At 69.4% G+C, this 15,728-nt stretch carries 19 protein-coding genes; 11 read left to right on the forward strand and 8 right to left on the reverse strand.

From position 1 onward, the window contains the following. The first annotated feature begins 55 nt into the window (after positions 1 to 55). From AB4Y68_RS02735 to AB4Y68_RS02745, 3 genes are all read left to right on the forward strand, one after another. Positions 56 to 388 carry a DUF1491 family protein gene (locus AB4Y68_RS02735; protein ID WP_441453863.1) on the forward strand — a complete coding sequence of 111 codons (333 nt, stop codon included), beginning with the start codon at positions 56 to 58 and terminating at the stop codon, positions 386 to 388. Positions 389 to 759: 371 nt separating this feature from the next. Beyond that, the gene (locus tag AB4Y68_RS02740) at positions 760 to 1,140 is read left to right on the forward strand and encodes a hypothetical protein (RefSeq protein ID WP_441453865.1); all 381 of its coding nucleotides are present in this window, start codon (positions 760 to 762) and stop codon (positions 1,138 to 1,140) included. A 69-nt stretch (positions 1,141 to 1,209) separates the two neighbouring features. After that, on the forward strand, positions 1,210 to 2,772 hold the full coding sequence (locus tag AB4Y68_RS02745; RefSeq protein WP_441453867.1) for a tetratricopeptide repeat protein: 1,563 nt from the start codon (positions 1,210 to 1,212) through the stop codon (positions 2,770 to 2,772). 82 nt (positions 2,773 to 2,854) lie between these two features. On the opposite strand, the gene AB4Y68_RS02750 is transcribed toward AB4Y68_RS02745, so the two are convergent. Then, positions 2,855 to 2,992, reverse strand: a complete 138-nt coding sequence (locus AB4Y68_RS02750; protein ID WP_441453869.1) for a hypothetical protein — start codon at positions 2,990 to 2,992, stop codon at positions 2,855 to 2,857. A gap of 145 nt (positions 2,993 to 3,137) precedes the next feature. Here AB4Y68_RS02750 and AB4Y68_RS02755 point away from each other — a divergent pair, with 145 nt between their 5' ends. Then, a complete protein-coding gene (locus AB4Y68_RS02755; protein ID WP_441453871.1) occupies positions 3,138 to 4,784 on the forward strand; it encodes a peptide chain release factor 3 in 1,647 nt (548 codons plus the stop codon). 125 nt (positions 4,785 to 4,909) lie between these two features. Here the strand turns inward: AB4Y68_RS02755 and yczE are convergent, their stop codons facing one another. Together yczE and AB4Y68_RS02765 are read right to left on the reverse strand one after the other, a co-directional pair. After that, complete coding sequence (gene yczE / locus AB4Y68_RS02760) at positions 4,910 to 5,518, reverse strand: membrane protein YczE (protein ID WP_441453873.1); 609 nt, start codon at positions 5,516 to 5,518, stop codon at positions 4,910 to 4,912. An 88-nt stretch (positions 5,519 to 5,606) separates the two neighbouring features. Continuing rightward, positions 5,607 to 6,758: an MFS transporter gene (locus AB4Y68_RS02765; RefSeq protein WP_441453875.1), complete on the reverse strand. Its 1,152-nt coding sequence runs from the start codon at positions 6,756 to 6,758 to the stop codon at positions 5,607 to 5,609. A gap of 53 nt (positions 6,759 to 6,811) precedes the next feature. Here AB4Y68_RS02765 and AB4Y68_RS02770 point away from each other — a divergent pair, with 53 nt between their 5' ends. The 6 genes from AB4Y68_RS02770 (at position 6,812) to AB4Y68_RS02795 (ending at position 10,997) form a co-directional block, all read left to right on the forward strand. Further along, a complete protein-coding gene (locus AB4Y68_RS02770; protein ID WP_441453877.1) occupies positions 6,812 to 7,714 on the forward strand; it encodes a LysR family transcriptional regulator in 903 nt (300 codons plus the stop codon). A 96-nt stretch (positions 7,715 to 7,810) separates the two neighbouring features. Further along, complete coding sequence (locus AB4Y68_RS02775) at positions 7,811 to 8,152, forward strand: hypothetical protein (RefSeq protein WP_441453879.1); 342 nt, start codon at positions 7,811 to 7,813, stop codon at positions 8,150 to 8,152. 282 nt (positions 8,153 to 8,434) lie between these two features. Continuing rightward, positions 8,435 to 9,685, forward strand: a complete 1,251-nt coding sequence (locus tag AB4Y68_RS02780) for a hypothetical protein (RefSeq protein WP_441453881.1) — start codon at positions 8,435 to 8,437, stop codon at positions 9,683 to 9,685. 92 nt (positions 9,686 to 9,777) lie between these two features. Next, complete coding sequence (gene grxD, locus AB4Y68_RS02785; RefSeq protein ID WP_441453882.1) at positions 9,778 to 10,137, forward strand: Grx4 family monothiol glutaredoxin; 360 nt, start codon at positions 9,778 to 9,780, stop codon at positions 10,135 to 10,137. A gap of 6 nt (positions 10,138 to 10,143) precedes the next feature. Further along, positions 10,144 to 10,569, forward strand: coding sequence for an acyl-CoA thioesterase (locus AB4Y68_RS02790; protein ID WP_441453884.1), 426 nt, complete (start codon positions 10,144 to 10,146; stop codon positions 10,567 to 10,569). 71 nt (positions 10,570 to 10,640) lie between these two features. After that, the gene (locus AB4Y68_RS02795; protein ID WP_441453886.1) at positions 10,641 to 10,997 is read left to right on the forward strand and encodes an endonuclease domain-containing protein; all 357 of its coding nucleotides are present in this window, start codon (positions 10,641 to 10,643) and stop codon (positions 10,995 to 10,997) included. A gap of 68 nt (positions 10,998 to 11,065) precedes the next feature. Here the strand turns inward: AB4Y68_RS02795 and AB4Y68_RS02800 are convergent, their stop codons facing one another. Together AB4Y68_RS02800 and AB4Y68_RS02805 are read right to left on the reverse strand one after the other, a co-directional pair. Continuing rightward, on the reverse strand, positions 11,066 to 11,452 hold the full coding sequence (locus AB4Y68_RS02800; protein WP_441453888.1) for a hypothetical protein: 387 nt from the start codon (positions 11,450 to 11,452) through the stop codon (positions 11,066 to 11,068). Beyond that, positions 11,452 to 11,583, reverse strand: coding sequence for a hypothetical protein (locus tag AB4Y68_RS02805; RefSeq protein ID WP_441453890.1), 132 nt, complete (start codon positions 11,581 to 11,583; stop codon positions 11,452 to 11,454). The genes AB4Y68_RS02800 and AB4Y68_RS02805 overlap by 1 nt, the downstream gene beginning before the upstream one ends. Before the next feature lie 148 nt (positions 11,584 to 11,731). Between AB4Y68_RS02805 and AB4Y68_RS02810 the strand changes: the two genes are divergently transcribed. Next, entirely contained in the window at positions 11,732 to 12,847 is a 1,116-nt protein-coding gene (locus AB4Y68_RS02810; protein WP_441453892.1) for an NADH:flavin oxidoreductase/NADH oxidase, read from the forward strand. Here AB4Y68_RS02810 and AB4Y68_RS02815 read toward each other — a convergent pair. The 3 genes from AB4Y68_RS02815 to AB4Y68_RS02825 all read right to left on the reverse strand — a co-directional run bounded on the left by AB4Y68_RS02815 (position 12,817) and on the right by AB4Y68_RS02825 (position 15,706). Beyond that, entirely contained in the window at positions 12,817 to 14,511 is a 1,695-nt protein-coding gene (locus AB4Y68_RS02815; protein WP_441453893.1) for a putative bifunctional diguanylate cyclase/phosphodiesterase, read from the reverse strand. The two genes, AB4Y68_RS02810 and AB4Y68_RS02815, sit on opposite strands and share 31 nt — an antisense overlap. Then, entirely contained in the window at positions 14,448 to 15,200 is a 753-nt protein-coding gene (locus AB4Y68_RS02820) for an MHYT domain-containing protein (protein ID WP_441453895.1), read from the reverse strand. The genes AB4Y68_RS02815 and AB4Y68_RS02820 overlap by 64 nt, the downstream gene beginning before the upstream one ends. Positions 15,201 to 15,310: 110 nt before the next feature. Beyond that, a complete protein-coding gene (locus tag AB4Y68_RS02825) occupies positions 15,311 to 15,706 on the reverse strand; it encodes a hypothetical protein (RefSeq protein WP_441453896.1) in 396 nt (131 codons plus the stop codon). Positions 15,707 to 15,728: the final 22 nt, after the last annotated feature.

The following is a 15,728-nucleotide window of genomic DNA, read 5'->3' on the forward strand; positions in this document are numbered from 1 at the left end:
CGCTCGACCTTAGGGCCGCAAGGTTCCGGTCCCGTGTCCAATCAGGGTTAGCGATTTGCTTCTTTCCACCGATGTCTGGGCCGGCGCCCTGATCCGCCGCGCCGAACTGGAAGGCGCCTACGCCACCGTGGTCAAGAAGGGCGACGCGCGCGGCGGGGCCGTGATCGTCAAGGCCTACAACACCGCTGACCGCACGGCGCGGCTCTATACCGAGGCCGTCGGCCAGGACGGCGAACCCCTGTGGATCCAGCCCGTCGTCAGCGACAGCGAAAGCGAGCTGGACGCCTTCATCGAGCGCCAGCGCCGCTACGACCCCGACCTGTGGGTGGTCGAGATCGAGGACCGCCAGGGGAGACACTTCCTGACGGAGAAGGTGCAGGAGGGGTAGCGAACGCACGTCTTCCCCCCCATTCCATGGGGAGGTGACGCGGCGCTGAAGGCGCCGTGACGGAGGGGGCGGCGGCGCCCTGCCCGAGTTCGCGCTTCAGACGGCCGCCGTCGCGTCGCCCCCTCCACCACTTGGGGCCCCCTCCCCACAAGTGGGGAGGAACAGAGAGGCGTCCCTCCATATCTAACGGGCCTCAAGTAGCGCGAAGCGCGGTAGGCTCAAAAGGAATGCCCTCAAGCAGCGCGAAGCGCGGTAGGCCCCGGAATAATGCCTAACCGCGCGTTCACCGCGTTCGTGAACGGGACCGCAAGCGAGACGGTCGTAAACCGGCTTCATCGGGCCAGAACGGCCTGCGAAGTGGTGGACGGCCCATGCTGTTTCTCTTGAACGACGTCGTGTTCGACCTGGACGAGTCCTGCCCGGCTCCGAGCCATGACGTGCGGCGCTTCGAGAAGCTGGACTTCGACTATGTGCTGGAAATGGGCTGCGACCTGTTCGCCGAGGACCCGATGCTGCACCGGAACGATCCGGCCCGCGCCCGGCGTCTGGCCTGGCTGATCGCGCACAAGACCGAAGGGGTGAACGCCGCCCTGTTCGCCGCCCCCGACGCGGGATGCGCCCCCGAACTGGTCGAGCCGCGCTTCTGCGCCCTGCCCGAGATGATCATGCGCCAGCTCCAGGCCCGCGCCGCCCACGGCCGTCTGAGCCCCGTCGCCGCCGACAAGGCCGTCTGGGGACGCATGGCGGCCTGACGCCGCCCCCCTTCCCTGACACAACATCGTTCGCTATCCCTGGGAGACTTCGCCACAGGGACCGTCGACGTGAACCGTTTCAATCACTTACTGCAAAGCTTGCGCCGAGGCGCGGCCGTCGCGGCCCTGTCCGCCCTGACCGCGACCGCGGCGGGGATCGCCCCGGCCCACGCTGGCTGGCTCAAGGCGGAAAGCGAACGGTTCATCGTCTATAGCGACGGCGGCGAGGCCAAGCTGCGCGCCTTCGTCCAGGAGCTGGAATCCTACGACCGCTTCATGCGCTCGCGCATGGGGCTCCAGGTCGATGAGGCCCCGCCGCGCAAACTGCCCATCTATCTGGTCGGCTCGCGAACCGGCCTGACCAAGGTCCGGCCCGACCTGCCCGAGAGCGTCGCCGGCTTCTACATGGCCACGGACGAGGACATCTTCGGCATCGCCATCCGGGACCAGGACGTGGACACGCTGAAGCACGAATATGCGCACCATTTCATGATGCAGAACTTCTCCTATCCCTATCCGGGATGGTTCGTGGAGGGGTTCGCCGAATACTACGCCACGGTCGAGGTCGAAAAATCCCGCATCCTGGTCGGCAAATACAATGAGAACCGCGTCTACTGGCTGCAGGCGGCGTCGTGGATGCCGATGTCGGAACTGCTGTCCAAGCGGCCGCTGCAGTCCAGCCGCAACCGCGAGACCTATTATCCGCTGGCCTGGCTGCTGACCCACTGGTTCCTGGGCAACGCCGACCGGCAGAAGACGCTGGACGTCTATCTGCGCGACGTGGGCGCGGGCGGCGATCCGGTCGAGGCGATGGAGCGGGCGACCGGGCTGCCCCCCCTCGAACTGCGCCGCACCCTGCGTCGCTACATGAGCGGGCGAATTCCCTATCAGGGCATGACCGTGACCTATCCGCCCGCGCCGATCACGGTGACGGCGCTGCCCCGCTCGGCCGACGACCTGCTGCTGCTCAACCAGCGGCTCAAGATCGGCGTGGCCGACGACAAGCGGGCCGCCACCGCCGAGGAGGTGCGCCGCGCCGCCGCCCGCTATCCGGACGATCCCCTGGCCCTGCTGGCCCTCGGCCACGCCGAGCTGCATTTCGGCGACCCCGCCGCCGCCGAGGCTCCGCTGCAACGCCTGCTGGGGCTGGAGCCGAACAACATCGAGGCGTTGCAATACCTGGCCCGCGCCCGATTGAAGGCCGCAGACGACGCCGACAGCCCGGAAGACGCCGACCGCCTGCACGCCGAAGCGCGCGGCTTCCTCGCCCGCGCCTATCGCGCCGACGACGCCGACTACGTCACCCTGCTTCTGATCGCCGAGAACCGGAACGGCGGCGAGGGCTATCCCAACGACAATGACGTGGCGGTGCTGGAACAGGCCTTCGCCCTCGCCCCGCAACTGGCCGAGGCGCGCTTCAACCTGGCCCAGGTGCTGATGATCAAGGACCGCAACGCCGAGGCCGCCACCCTGCTTGAGCCTCTGGTCAACGATCCGCACGATCGGTCCCCCGCCGCCCGCGCCCTGCTGTTGCGCGCCAGAGGAGTCAGCGAGGCCGAGGCCGAGGCCGAGGAGGCCGCGACCCTGAAGAAGGGCGAGGCGGAGGGCGAGGACCAGCCGACCGGAAACTGACCCCGACGGTTTTTCTTCCCGTCCACGCGACCGCGAGGACGCGGTCGGACGACCCGCACGGCCACCTGATCGAACGGTGAGGCTAGAAGAGACCGAACAGGAGGTGGACCGCCGTGGCCGCCAGAACGATGACGCCGAAACCCGCCGCCAGGCAGAGGGCCGGGTGAATGTCCCGCTCCATGCGGACGGGCGGGACCTTGGCCGGATGAACCGGAGCCATGTCGTTTCCTTTCCCTTGCGGCGACGGACTCATGGCCCGGCGTCTCGCGGAAACGAGGATGCCCCTAAAAGCCCCGCTTCGCGAAGGGTCTTTCACGGCATCGTGACAATCGACTTTCGGCGCGCCTCGCGCTAGTTGCGCGACCATGTCGAAACTCACGCTCGCCGAAGAGGCCGGTCGCCGCCGGACCTTCGCCATCATCGCTCACCCGGATGCGGGCAAGACGACGCTGACGGAACACATTCTGCTGGCTGGCGGGGCCATTCGCGCGGCGGGCGCCGTGCGGGCGCGCGGCGAGAACCGGCGCACCCAGTCCGACTGGATGAAGATCGAGAAGGAACGGGGCATTTCTGTCTCGGCCTCGGTCATGACGTTCGAGCACACCACGTCCGACGGCGTGGCCAAGATGTTCAACCTGCTGGACACGCCAGGCCACGAAGACTTCTCGGAAGACACTTATCGCACCCTGACCGCCGCCGACTGCGCCATCATGGTGCTGGACGCCGCCAAGGGCATCGAGCCGCAGACGCTGAAGCTGTTCGAGGTCTGCCGCCTGCGCGACATTCCGATCATCACCTTCATCAACAAGCTGGACCGCGAGGCTCAGGACCCGATGGCCCTGCTGGACGAAATCGCCAGCCGCCTGCAACTGGACCCCGCCCCGATCTGGTGGCCGGCCGAGAGCGGCAACCGCCTGCGCGGCATGGTCGAGGTCGCGACCGGCAAGTTCCAGCCCTACACCAAGAAGCCCGCCGGCGCCGCCGAGGACCCCGGCCACCCCGAAGCCCTGCCCCTGGCCGACGCGGCGCAATACTTCGAGCCCGGCGAACACGAGGCCCTGATGGAGGCCCAGGAACTGGTCGAGGCGGGCTATCCGACCTTCAACCGCCAGTCCTTCCTGGAAGGCCATATGACGCCCGTGCTGTGGGGCTCGGCCCTGCGCCACTTCGGCATCGACGAACTGCTGGCCGCCATCGGCGAATGGGCGCCCCCGCCCAAGGTCATGCCCGCCCGCAAGGAAGCCCCGCCCGAGACCCGCAACGCCCCCGCGCCCGTCGAGATCGCGGTCGAGCCGGGCGGCGCCGAAGTCACCGGCTTCGTCTTCAAGGTCCAGGCCAACATGGACCCCAACCACCGCGACCGTATCGCCATGTTCCGCATGGCCTCGGGCAGCTTCAAGCGCGGCATGAAGCTGAAGGTGCAGAACACCGGCAAGCAGTTGTCGGTGAACGCCCCTATCATGTTCTTCGCCAGCGACCGTGAACTGGCCGAGGACGCCTATGCCGGCGACGTCATCGGCATCCCCAACCATGGCGTCCTTCGTGTGGGGGACAGCCTGTCGGAAAGCGGCATGATCCGCTTCGCCGGCCTGCCCAACTTCGCCCCGGAAATCCTGCAGCGCGTCCGCGTCAAGGACCCGCTGAAGGCCAAGCACCTGAAGAAGGCGCTGGAAGGTCTGGCCGAGGAGGGCGTGACCCAGCTGTTCCGCCCCGAACTCGGCTCGGACTTCATCGTCGGCGCCGTCGGTCAGCTGCAGTTCGAAGTCATGGCCGACCGTCTGGGCGAGGAATACAACCTCGACGTCATCTTCGAACCCTCGCCCTACGCCGAGGCCCGCTGGATCGCCGGCGCCACGGCCGACCTCGACGACTTCGCCGGCAAGTACCGCCCGCAGATGGCCGTCGACATCGACCAGGCCCCGGTCTTCCTGGCCAAGTCCAGCTGGGAAACCGGCTATGTCGCCGAACGCTTCCCGAAGATCGCCTTCACCAAGACCAAGGAACGGGGCTAAAGCCCCGTCATCCCGAAAGCGGCGCAGCCGCTATCCGGGACCGCCGGAAACGCCGTCGCCCGCCCCTATTGCCGTCATCCTCGGGCTTGACCCGAGGATGACCGCGGTGGCAGGAGCCGAGCCCCTCAGACCGACCTCGCCGGGCTGACCTCTCGCTCCGGGGCGATCTCGAACCAGCGCATGAAGAACTGCATCAGCGGCCCGTTGGCCAGGGCGTAGAGCAGCGTGCCGACGCCGGCCACGCCGCCCAGCAACCAGCCGCCGCCCAGAACCGCGACCTCGATCGCCGTCCGCGCCCAGCCGACCTTCCAGCCCGTGATCCGCACCAGACCGGTGGTCAGGCCGTCGCGCGGACCGGGGCCTAGCCCCGCGCCAATATAGGCCGCCGTCGCCGCGCCGTTCAGCACGATCGCCGCCGCCAGGAAGGCGATCCTCAGCGCCAGCCCTTCGATGGGCGGCAGGGCCCACAGGGCGACGTCCGCCGCCGTGCCGATGACCAGCACGTTGCAGATCGTCCCGACGCCCGGCTTCTGGCGCAGCGGGATCCAGACCAGCAGCACCAGCAACCCGACCAGATTGACGACCAGCCCCAGGCTCAGCCCGGTCAGTTCCGACAGGCCCTGGTGCAGCACGCTCCACGGATTCAGGCCCAGATCGGCGCGGACCATCAAGCTCAGAGACGCACCGTAAAGCAGCAGGCCGATTTGCAGTTGGGTGAAGCGGCGTATGAACATGACGCCATACACGCCATATCGCCCTGGTTTCACAGGCCGTTTTAACGACGACGGGCGGATGTGGCCGCCCGCCCACATGCCGCCTTTTCTAATCCGCGCGCCTTTCCAGCCCGAAGGTCATGGCGAACATCAGGACGCAGACCGCGCTGGAGGCCGCCAACGCCAGCCCCGCCGAGTGGTCCAGCACGACGCCGTAGCTGAGGGGCGCCGCCGCCTGAAGAAAGCGCGCCGGGGTCAGGATCAGGGCCTGACGGGTGGCGTAGTTCTCCTTGCCGAACAGGTGCAGCGGCAGGACGCCCGAGGCCACGGACAGCAGGCCGTTGCCCGCCCCCTGTCCCAGGGCCACCGCCCCGGCCAGACCCTTGCCGCCGAACCAGGCGACCGCCGCGCCCAGCGGATGCAGCAGGGTGGCCAGCCGCAGGACGGAGACCGGCGAGCCCTTGCCCGGCGCAAGAAAGGACAGCAGCCGCACCACGACGGCCGAACCCGCCATCAGGCTGGCCGCCAGCGCCGCCTCGGCCGGGTCCAGCCCCAGCCGTCCCAGCAGGCGCGGCAGGTGGGCGCTCAGGGCGGTGGCGATCCACCAGGCCCCGGCGAACAGGACCGCCAGCCGGATCATCCGTCCGTCCCAACGCACGCCCCCCGCCTCGGCCGAGGGTCGCGGCCCGGCCCGCCCGTCCGGCAGCAGGGTCAGATACAGCGGCAGGCAGACCAGCAGATGCAGGGCCGCCCAGCCGAAACAGGCCCCGCGCCAGCCCACCGCCTCGATCATCGCCAGGGTCAGGGGCCAGCCCAGAGCCCCGCCGAAGGCCCCGATCAGGGACACCGCCGTGATCGGCTTCTTGGCGTCCTCGCCGTGAATGGCGACCAGGACGGCGAAGGCCGGCCCGTAGAAACCGACGCCCATGCCGACCCCCAGCATCAGGATCGACGCGACCATGCTGACCGGCCCCTGGGCCAGGCCCAGTCCGCCGAGGGCCAGGGCGAAGACGACCGAAGAGACAGCCAGCACCTCGCGGCCGCCGCGCCGGTCGACCCAGCGCCCGCCGAAGGGACTGAGCCCCGCCGAAATCAGAAAAGCCCCCGACAGGCCGGCGAACACCAGGGACGGCGCCGTCCCGGTCCCCGCCGCCAGCGGCTCGGCCAGCACGCCCAGAAGGTAATAGCTGGAGGCGAAGGCGACGATCAGGCCGAAGCCGAGGACGGGAACGAACAGGCGGTGAGCGGAGGACGACGACATGGCTGGGTGTCGCCGCATTGCCGCCGCGACGAAAGCGACCTATCGGGAGGGGCATGTTCGAAAACCTCACAGCTTCCGGCGCGGCGCCCTCGCTGAATGCGCTCCGCGCCTTCGAGGCCATGGCGCGGACCGGCAGCGCCACCCAGGCGGGGGCCGAGCTGAACGTGACCCACAGCGCCGTCAGCCGTCAGGTCAAGGCGCTGGAGGCGCAGCTGGCGGTGCGGTTGTTCGAGGGGCCGCGCCACGACCTGAGCCTGACCCCGGCCGGCCGCGACCTGCTGCCCGGCCTGACCGCCGCCTTCGACGGCGTCGCCGCCGCCGTGGCCCAGGCGCGGGGCGAGGGCCAGGACCTGCATGTCGCCGTCAACGCCAGCCTGGCGGTCAAATGGCTGATCCCGCGTCTGGCCGATTTCGCACGGCTCCATCCCGAGGTGCGGGTGCATCTGGTCGAACTGGCGCCCCACGCGATCAGCCGCCGGGGCGCCGACCTGGTGGTGCGCCTGCTGGACGCCGGTCGGATCGAAGCCCTGGGCGGCGAGAGAATCATTGCCAACGCCATCGGACCGGTCATCGCCCCCTCGCTGGCGGGCGAGGATGCGCGGGCAGCGGCCCTGAACGCCCCTCGGCTGGAAGCCCGCACCCATATGACCGGCTGGAAGGACTGGTCGGCGCTGGGCGGCCGGCGTTCGACGGCCGCGGCCGACCGACCCGTCGCCCACCTGCATTTCGCCCTGGACGCGGCCCTTTCGGGATGGGGCGCCGCCGTCCTGCCCTGGGCCCTGGCGGCTGAGGCGGTTCAGGACGGAAGGCTGCTGGCGCCCTTTGGCTTTGCGCCCGAGGGCGGCGCCGTCGCGGCCATCCCCGGCGCGGGCGAGGCGTCGCGCGCCCAACGGGCTTTCGTCCGCTGGCTGGTCGATCAGGGGCGCGCCATGCCGCCCGCCCCAGCGCCGAGTTGACTGCAACCTGAAGTTTTCCTGAACACGTCTTTCATCAGACACAAGGCCGTGGTTCTCTAGGGATCTTGCGGCGCTCGGGGCGCCGTGGAGTCCTTGATGCTCATCGCCGTCGTCACAACCGCGCTCGCGGTTCTGGGCCCGACCCAGACGACCCGGCTCGTCTCCTATGACGAGGCGGTGCGGTGCGCCGGGCTGGCCCAGGCGGCGTCGGAGTTGGAGGGCGGCGAGAGCCGTTACGGCCGCACCCTCTATGACGCGGCCCTCTACTGGTCCCTGGCGGCCATGCAGGCGGCGACCGCCGCCGGACGCGACCCGGTGGCGGCCGAAAACGACCAGACCCGCGCCCGACTCGATTCGGTGAAGCGACTGTCGGGGGGCGAGGCCGAGGCCCGCGCCGTTCTGCAACGCTGTCGCCAGATGACCCCGCGACTGGGTTAAGAGCGCCGTCTTTCCTCCCCATTCCATGGGGAGGTGGCGCGGCGCCGAAGGCGACGTGACGGAGGGGGCGGCGCTACGTTTTCAGGACAGGCGCTAATCACATAGCGTCGCGACGCCCCCTCCACCGCTCCGCGGTCCCCCTCCCCATGGAATGGGGAGGAAAGGTCAGCCCCGATTTTTTCACAATTACGCTCAAGTCGAACCCATCTGGCGGCGCTGCGTTTGCTTGTGCGTCTGCAGGATCGCCCTCGCGATCCCGAAGCGGGACGACGAAGGTCAGCGATGTTCGAATTCGGCAGGGATCTGCGACGGCTGTTCGAGAAGGCGCGCGACAGCGACGATCTCGGCTGGCTGGAGCTGATCGGGGTCGGTCTGGTCGAGGTCGAGGCGCGTCAGCAGACGGTCGACGCCGGCCGCGTCTCCTGCCCCCGCCCCTTCGACGCCGCTCTGCGCGCCTCGGCCCTGTGGCGCGAACACGCCCGCCGCTGCGGCGCCGCCCTGAGCCTGGACAAGGCCGAGGCCGCCGCCCGTGACGCGGCCCGCCACGCCCAGAACGACGATCAGGCCATCCGCGCCGCCCTGGAGCTGGTCCAGACCACCATGCTGGCCTTCGACCTGTGCGGCGGCCCGGACAGGATCGAGACGGCGCTGGCGCTGCTCAAGGCCCTGCCGGCGGCGCGACGCGGCGACACGGCCGGCGCGGTCGCGGCCCTGGAGGCCCGGCTGCACGCGCGGCGGGCGCTGATCGCGGGCGAGACCGCCGCCTTGCTGGACGCCTGCGCCCGGCTGGACGCCGCCCTGCACGGGCTGAGGGGGTCGCACCGCACGCTGGAAGACGATCTGCGGCTGGACCGCGCCGCCCTGTCACTGGAGGCCGGTCTGGCGGCGCGCGACCCGCGCCGGCTGGATCAGGCGGGCCGCGACCTGCGCGATCTGGTCGAGGGTGCCACGCCCGAACAGCGCCCTCTGAGCCGCGCCCGCGCCCTGGCCCTGTGCGCGGCGGGCATGGCCGCCCTGGCCGCCGTCGCCGACGATGCGACCGCCCGCGATCAGGCCCACGCCCTGTTCGACGCCGCCGCCGACCAGTTCACCCCCGACCACAGCCCGCTGGACTGGGCCGCCATCCAGGTGATGCGCGCCGAGCGCGAGACCCTGCCCCTGCTGGTGCTGGTCCAGGCCGAGGCCCTGACCGAGGGCGGCGGCCTGATCCTGGGCGCCCAGGCCCATGAGCGGCGCGTGGCGCAGGAGACGGAGCGGGCCGAGTCGATCGGCGACCTGTCGGCCCTGCTGGAGATCGAGTCCGGCCTGCGTCGCCGTCTGGGTCGCCCGTCCGTGGCCGCTACGCCGCTGGACTGGGCCGCCGACCAGATAGGCATGGCCGGCGTCGCCCTGGCCCGCGCCCGCTGGACCGGCCAGACGCCGCAGGGTCTGGGCCTGATGCTGACCGAGGCCGCCGAGACCGCCCACGAGCAGGGCGCGCCGGTCCTGGCCCAGCGCGCGCGGCGGCTGATCCCCCGCCCCCAGGCCGCCTGAGCCGACTTGCCGCAGCCGCTTGGCGCAAGGCCCGGCCTTGACCCAGCCCCATTGGGCGCCTAGCTGACGGACTTCTCTGAAAGGCCCTTATCGTGACCGATCAATCGACCGTCCAAGCTGCTGACCCCGTCCACGCCTTCATCGCCGCCACCGTGGCCGAGCATGACGTGGTGCTGTTCATGAAGGGCACGCCGGACTCCCCGCGCTGCGGCTTCTCCTCGCTGGCGGTGCAGATTCTCGACCACGTGGGCGCGGCCTTCGTCGGCGTCGACGTGCTGCAAGACGAAACCCTGCGCGACGGCATCAAGAACTTCACCGACTGGCCGACCATCCCCCAGCTCTATGTGAAGGGCGAGTTCGTCGGCGGTTCGGACATCGTGCGCGAGATGTTCCAGGCGGGCGAGCTTCAGGCCCTGATGGTCGAAAAGGGCGTCGCCCTCGGCGAAGCCTAAGCCCCGATGGCTCGGCCGCAGTTGATCCCGCGCGAGGACCGCGAGGTCTTCGTCGTCCCCCTGGACGTGCGGCCCGAGCACATCGACGAGAACAACCACGTCAACAACGTCGTCTATGTCGGCTGGCTGCAGGACGTCGGCACGGCCCACTGGAACGCGCGCTTCGACGAGGAAACGCGGGCCAAATGGTCCTGGATCGCCCTGCGGCACGAGATCGACTATCTGCGCGCCATTGTGCCCGGCGCGACCGGCGTCGTCGCCCGCACCTGGGTAGGCGATCCGCAGGGGCCGCGCTTCAACCGCTATGTCCGCATCGAGGACGGCGAAGGCCGCCTGTGCGCCCAAGGCGTATCGGAGTGGTGCTTGGTCGAAGCCAAGTCGCTGCGCCCCGCCCGCATCCCCGCGGAGATGCTGGGGCCGTTTTCGGCGTAACGGCTTGCTCTTTCCTCCCTGTTGCGCAGCAATGGGGAGGGGGACCACGAAGTGGTGGAGGGGGCGGCGCTATGGCTGACAGCATGAGTCACGAACGCGCGCGCAACATGCGACGCGCCCTCACGCCGCCGGAAGCGCAACTCTGGGCGCAGTTGAAGGGGCGCAAGCTGGAAGGGCTGAAGTTCCGTCGACAGCACCCTATCGGCCCCTACATCCTCGACTTCTATTGCGCCGAGCGAGAGCTAGCCGTCGAAGTCGACGGCATGATCCACGACGATGCCGATCAGGTCCGCCATGACGAACGGCGCACGGCTTGGCTCGCGGCACAGGGTGTGTCGATGCTGCGCGTCGCCTCATGCGACGTGCGCAACGATGTCGAGGGCGTCTTGAACGCGATCAGGAACGTGGCGCTCAAACGGAAAGCGTAGCGCCGCCCCCTCCACCGCTACGCGGTCCCCCTCCCCATTGCTGCGCAACAGGGAGGAAAGAGCAAGGCCTACAAACTGATCGGGTTCATCACGCGGACGGCGTCGCCCGACTGAAGACCCAGTTCGGCGTAGGTCCAGCTGACGACGACGCCTTCGCGCACCAGGGCGCGGCACAGGTCGGGCGCGCGGCGGATCAGGGTCAGTTCGGCCGGGTCGCCGTCCTTGATCTTGACCTCGAAGCTGGCGGCCTCGGTGCAACCGTTCGAGCCGACCACGACGTTCAGGTGCTGACCGTCGAAGTCGACCTTGCGGACGGCCTCAAGCGGTTCGGCCGGGGCGGCGACCACCTGATCGCTGACGCGAACCGTGACCTTTTCCCCGCCCTCGTTCGAATAGATGACGCAGCCGCCCAGCAGCGGCAGCAGGGCGACCGCGGCCGCGACGGCGCGCCGCATCAGCGACCGCTCTCGGCGGGGGCCGAGTGGATGACGCGGGTGGTCGGCTTTTCGCTGGCGATGATGATGCAGCCCGACAGCATGGGCGCGGCGACGGCGGCGACGGCGAGAGCGATGATAAGACGGCGCATGGATGTAATCCCCTTGTTTGCTGAGCCCAAACTGCCAGCGTCGCCGTTCGGGATCACGTGAATAATCGGAAAGGCGGGGTTGAACGAAATCGCCACAGTCATAGCTACTGTGACCGTCGCCTCCCCTGACCTTTACGAGACCTCCGCCATGAGCCTGTTGTTCGCCCCCCGCGCCGTCGGGCCGCTGATGCTGAAGAACCGCATCGTCGTCGCCCCCATGTGCCAGTATTCGGCCGTGGACGGCGTGCCCCAGCCCTGGCACGCCCAGCACATAGGCCGGATGGCCCTGTCGGGCGCCGGACTGGTGGTGATCGAGGCCACGGGGGTCGAGGCGGCGGGCCGCATCTCCTGGGCCGACACCGGCCTCTATACCGACGAACAGGAAGCCGCCTTCGCCAAGATCATCCGCGACCTCCGCACCTATTCGGACACGCCGATCGGCATCCAGTTGGCCCACGCGGGGCGCAAGGCTTCGACCAATCCGCCGTGGATCGAGCGCGGCGGCCCGGCCCCGGCCGACAAGGCGTGGGAGACGTTTTCCGCCTCGGCCCAGGCCTTCAAGCCCGACTGGCGCACGCCGACCGCGCTGGATCAGGCGGGCATGGACCGGGTGGTGGACGCCTTCGTGGACTCGGCGAAACGGGCGGATCGGGCCGGGTTCGATCTGGTCGAATTGCACGCCGCCCACGGCTATCTGCTGACCCAGTTCCTGTCGCCGCTGTCGAACGAACGGACCGACGACTACGGCGGGTCGCTGGAGAACCGGATGCGCTTCCCGTTGCGGGTGGCCCAGGCCCTGCGCGACGCCTGGCCCCGGACCAAGGCGCTAGGCGCGCGCTACAACGGCTCGGACTGGACCGAGGGCGGCATTACCGTCGAAGAGGCGCAGGTCTTCGGCCGGGCTTTGCACGCCATGGGCTACGACTATCTGCACCTGTCCAGCGGCGGCAACATCGCCACGGCGCGTATTCCCGGCGACCAGCTGAACTATCAGGTCGCCTTCGCCGAGGCGGTCAAGGCGGCGGCGCCCGAGGCCAATGTCATGGCCGTCGGCATGATCGTCACGGCGCAGCAGGCGGAGACCCTGCTGGCCGAGGGCAAGGCCGACCTGATCGCCCTGGCCCGCGCGGTGCTGGACGACCCCAATTGGGGCCACCATGCCGCCACAGCCCTGGGCGAGGCGGAGGGCCTGCCCGTCCAGTACGAACGGGCCGACGCCGCCCACTGGCCCGGCTATGCGACGGCGCGCGCCGCCTCGACCTGAGTCTCTTCTCGCGGCGTCGCCGGGACCACGGCGGCGCCGTTCGACAGGGCGTCGGCTTCCGGCTGGGGCCGCCCCAGCAGATAGCCCTGCACCTCGTTGCAGCCCTGGGCGCGCAGGAAGGCCAGTTGTTCGGGCGTCTCCACGCCCTCGGCCAGGACCGGGATCGACAGGCTTTCGCCGATGGTCAGGACGGCGCGGATGATGGCCCGCGACTGCGGCGCGGCGCCGTCCAGTTCGGTCATGAAGGAGCGGTCCAGCTTGATCTTGTCGAAGGGGAAGGCGCGCAGGGTCGACAGCGAGGAATAGCCGGTGCCGAAGTCGTCCATAGCGATGGTGACGCCCAGAGCCTTCAGCTGGCGCAGCACATGGGTGGTGCGCTCCATGTCGCTGATCATGGCCGTCTCGGTGATCTCCAGCTCCAGGCGCGAGGCGGCCAGCCCCGTCTCCAGCAGGACCTGATGCACCAGGCGCGGCAGGTCGACGTGACCCAGTTGCACCGGCGACAGGTTGACGGCGATGCGGTGCGGCTCGGCCCAGGCGGCGGCCTGTTTGCAGGCCTGACGCAGGACCCATTCGCCGATGGGCAGGATCAGGCCGGTCTCCTCGGCCACGGGGATGAAATCGGACGGCGGGATGTTGCGTCCCTCCTCGTCCTTCCAGCGCAGCAGGACTTCATAGCCCGTCGCCTTGCCGGTCTTGACCGAGGCCTGGACCTGATAGTGAAGCTCGAACTGTTCGTTATCCAGGGCCTCGCGCAGGGCCTGGGTGACGCGGCGACGCGCCCGCACGGCCTGATCCATGTCCGCCTCGTAGAAGCAGATGTCGACCGTCAGCGACCCCTTGGCGCGATACATGGCCAGGTCGGCGTTGTTGATCAGGGTCGACAGGTCGTCGGCGTCCTCAGGCCACAGGGAGATGCCGATGCTGGCCCCGCACGACAGGTCGGCGTGCTCGATGGTCACCGGCTGGATGATGGCGGCGCTGAGACGCTCGGCCACGGCCAGGGCTTCGGCGCGCGAGGCGACGGACGCCATGGCCACGAACTCGTCGCCGCCTTGTCGGGCCACGAACTCCCCGGCCTTCAGCGCCTCGCGCAGGTGGTCCGAGATACGGCACAGCAGTTGGTCGCCGACGGCGTGGCCGTAGAGGTCGTTGACCTCCTTGAAGCGGTTCAGGTCCAGGGCGAACAGGGCCAGAGTCTCGCCCGGTTTGATCGTGGCGGTCTGGCGGTTCAGCCGTTCCAGGAAGGAAGCGCGGTTGGGCAGGCCCGTCAGGCTGTCGTTGCGCGCCAGATGGGCGATGCGGCGCTCCTGGGCCAGACGGGCGCGCAGGTCGCGCACGGCGTAGATCATGACCGCGCCCTCGCTGGCGGGGTCGCGCTTGGCCGACAGTTCGACCGGCAGGATCTCGCCCGAGGCGGTCTTCAGCGACGACTGCACCATGTCGCCGTCGGCCAGGCGTCCCACGTCCTCGGCCCAGCGCGCCAGGCTCTGGCCGATCAGCGCCTCGCGCTCCACGCCCACCAGCGTCAGCAGGGCCGTGTTCGCGCCGATGATGACGCCGTCGCGCTCGACCGCCATGCCGTCCACGCCGCCTTCGATCAGATGCTGCAGACGGGCCTCGGCCTGATGGCGAGACTGGCTGTCCAGGGCATAGCTGGCCACCCCGGCGCCGAGGACCAGAGGCCGACCCCCGCCACGCTGATGGCGATGATGTGTCGGGCTTCATTGCCGGTCGGGGCGCCCTCTATCGGCGCGAAGGGGGTGATCGTCAGGGCCGCCATGGCCGTGAAATGCAGGACGACGATGCCGAGAACCATGCAGGCGATGGCCTGCCAGCGCTCCCACGTATCGGTCGCCCGCACGGCCAGATGGAAGGACAGCGCCCCGAACAGCAGAGACCCCGCCACGGCGGCGACCACATAGGCCCACGACCATTCGATCGCCGCGTCGACGGCGAAGGCGGCCATGCCGATGAAATGCATGCCCGCGACGGTCAGGCCGAACAGCAGGCCGCCCAGAACTGCGGCGGCGCGCGGGCGTTGCGCCACCGTCACCAGGGCCGCGCCGCATCCGACGATGGCCACCAGCAGCGACAGGCCGGTCAGGTCCGGCTCATAGGCGACCTGCACGCCGGGCTCATAGGCGAGCATGCTGACGAAATGGGTGCACCAGACGGTCGCCCCGCCCGCCAGGGCGCCCAGGAAGACCCAGGCGGCACGCGTTCCAGACTGCGTATGGCGGACCCGCTTCAGCAGGCTGACGGTGATCCAGCTGCCCAGAATGCAAATCAGGGCGGCCAGGGCGACCAGCGCCGGATTATGGGCGGAGGTCAGGCAATCTACGATACGCATGGAAACCGGCAGGGGGACGCTACAAAGGGGAGGACCGCCTCTCTACCGGCTTAACTATTAATCCGCAGTCGCCCGGAATGGCTAACGAAGCCTTGCCCCGAGAACGCCGGTCAGGAGGCCCCGCTCGGCTTGCCGTCCTGGCGCATCATATAGGGATTGTTGACCGAGACCTCGGCGCCCGGCGGCAGGCCCAGTTCCTCGAACGTCCACTGCAACTGCACCCCCTCGGCCTTGGGGTCGGTGCAGCGGTCCTCATCGACCCGACGCAGGGTGATGACCGCCGAGTCGCGCAGGCGGGTGATGAAGGGTTTGACGTCGGCCTTGCTGGTGCAGCCGTTCGAACTGACCCAGAAGACCGCCAGATCGCGCGTGAAGGCGGCCGCGTGGATCGGCTCCAACTGGCCGGGCATGCCGGCGGTGCGCACGACCGGTTCGCCGCTTGTGGCGCAGCCTGACGCCAGGACGGCGAGGGCGGCGACGGCGCAGAGGGCGATGGTTCGTCTCATGTCGGCCTTCCGGGGCGGATCG

It is taken from the genome of Brevundimonas sp. 2YAF1, assembly GCF_052114745.1.
In the GTDB taxonomy this organism is placed as follows: Bacteria; Pseudomonadota; Alphaproteobacteria; order Caulobacterales; family Caulobacteraceae; genus Brevundimonas.

Excerpts from the sequence above, each read along its gene's own strand:
- AB4Y68_RS02740 (WP_441453865.1), top strand. The coding sequence starts at position 760 with ATGCTGTTTCTCTTGAACGACGTCGTGTTCGACCTGGACGAGTCCTGC.
- AB4Y68_RS02750 (WP_441453869.1), bottom strand. The coding sequence starts at position 2,992 with ATGGCTCCGGTTCATCCGGCCAAGGTCCCGCCCGTCCGCATGGAGCGG.
- AB4Y68_RS02755 (WP_441453871.1), top strand. The coding sequence starts at position 3,138 with ATGTCGAAACTCACGCTCGCCGAAGAGGCCGGTCGCCGCCGGACCTTC.
- yczE (WP_441453873.1), bottom strand. The coding sequence starts at position 5,518 with ATGTTCATACGCCGCTTCACCCAACTGCAAATCGGCCTGCTGCTTTAC.
- AB4Y68_RS02765 (WP_441453875.1), bottom strand. The coding sequence starts at position 6,758 with ATGTCGTCGTCCTCCGCTCACCGCCTGTTCGTTCCCGTCCTCGGCTTC.
- AB4Y68_RS02770 (WP_441453877.1), top strand. The coding sequence starts at position 6,812 with ATGTTCGAAAACCTCACAGCTTCCGGCGCGGCGCCCTCGCTGAATGCG.
- AB4Y68_RS02775 (WP_441453879.1), top strand. The coding sequence starts at position 7,811 with ATGCTCATCGCCGTCGTCACAACCGCGCTCGCGGTTCTGGGCCCGACC.
- AB4Y68_RS02780 (WP_441453881.1), top strand. The coding sequence starts at position 8,435 with ATGTTCGAATTCGGCAGGGATCTGCGACGGCTGTTCGAGAAGGCGCGC.
- AB4Y68_RS02790 (WP_441453884.1), top strand. The coding sequence starts at position 10,144 with ATGGCTCGGCCGCAGTTGATCCCGCGCGAGGACCGCGAGGTCTTCGTC.
- AB4Y68_RS02795 (WP_441453886.1), top strand. The coding sequence starts at position 10,641 with ATGGCTGACAGCATGAGTCACGAACGCGCGCGCAACATGCGACGCGCC.
- AB4Y68_RS02800 (WP_441453888.1), bottom strand. The coding sequence starts at position 11,452 with ATGCGGCGCGCCGTCGCGGCCGCGGTCGCCCTGCTGCCGCTGCTGGGC.
- AB4Y68_RS02805 (WP_441453890.1), bottom strand. The coding sequence starts at position 11,583 with ATGCGCCGTCTTATCATCGCTCTCGCCGTCGCCGCCGTCGCCGCGCCC.
- AB4Y68_RS02810 (WP_441453892.1), top strand. The coding sequence starts at position 11,732 with ATGAGCCTGTTGTTCGCCCCCCGCGCCGTCGGGCCGCTGATGCTGAAG.
- AB4Y68_RS02820 (WP_441453895.1), bottom strand. The coding sequence starts at position 15,200 with ATGCGTATCGTAGATTGCCTGACCTCCGCCCATAATCCGGCGCTGGTC.
- AB4Y68_RS02825 (WP_441453896.1), bottom strand. The coding sequence starts at position 15,706 with ATGAGACGAACCATCGCCCTCTGCGCCGTCGCCGCCCTCGCCGTCCTG.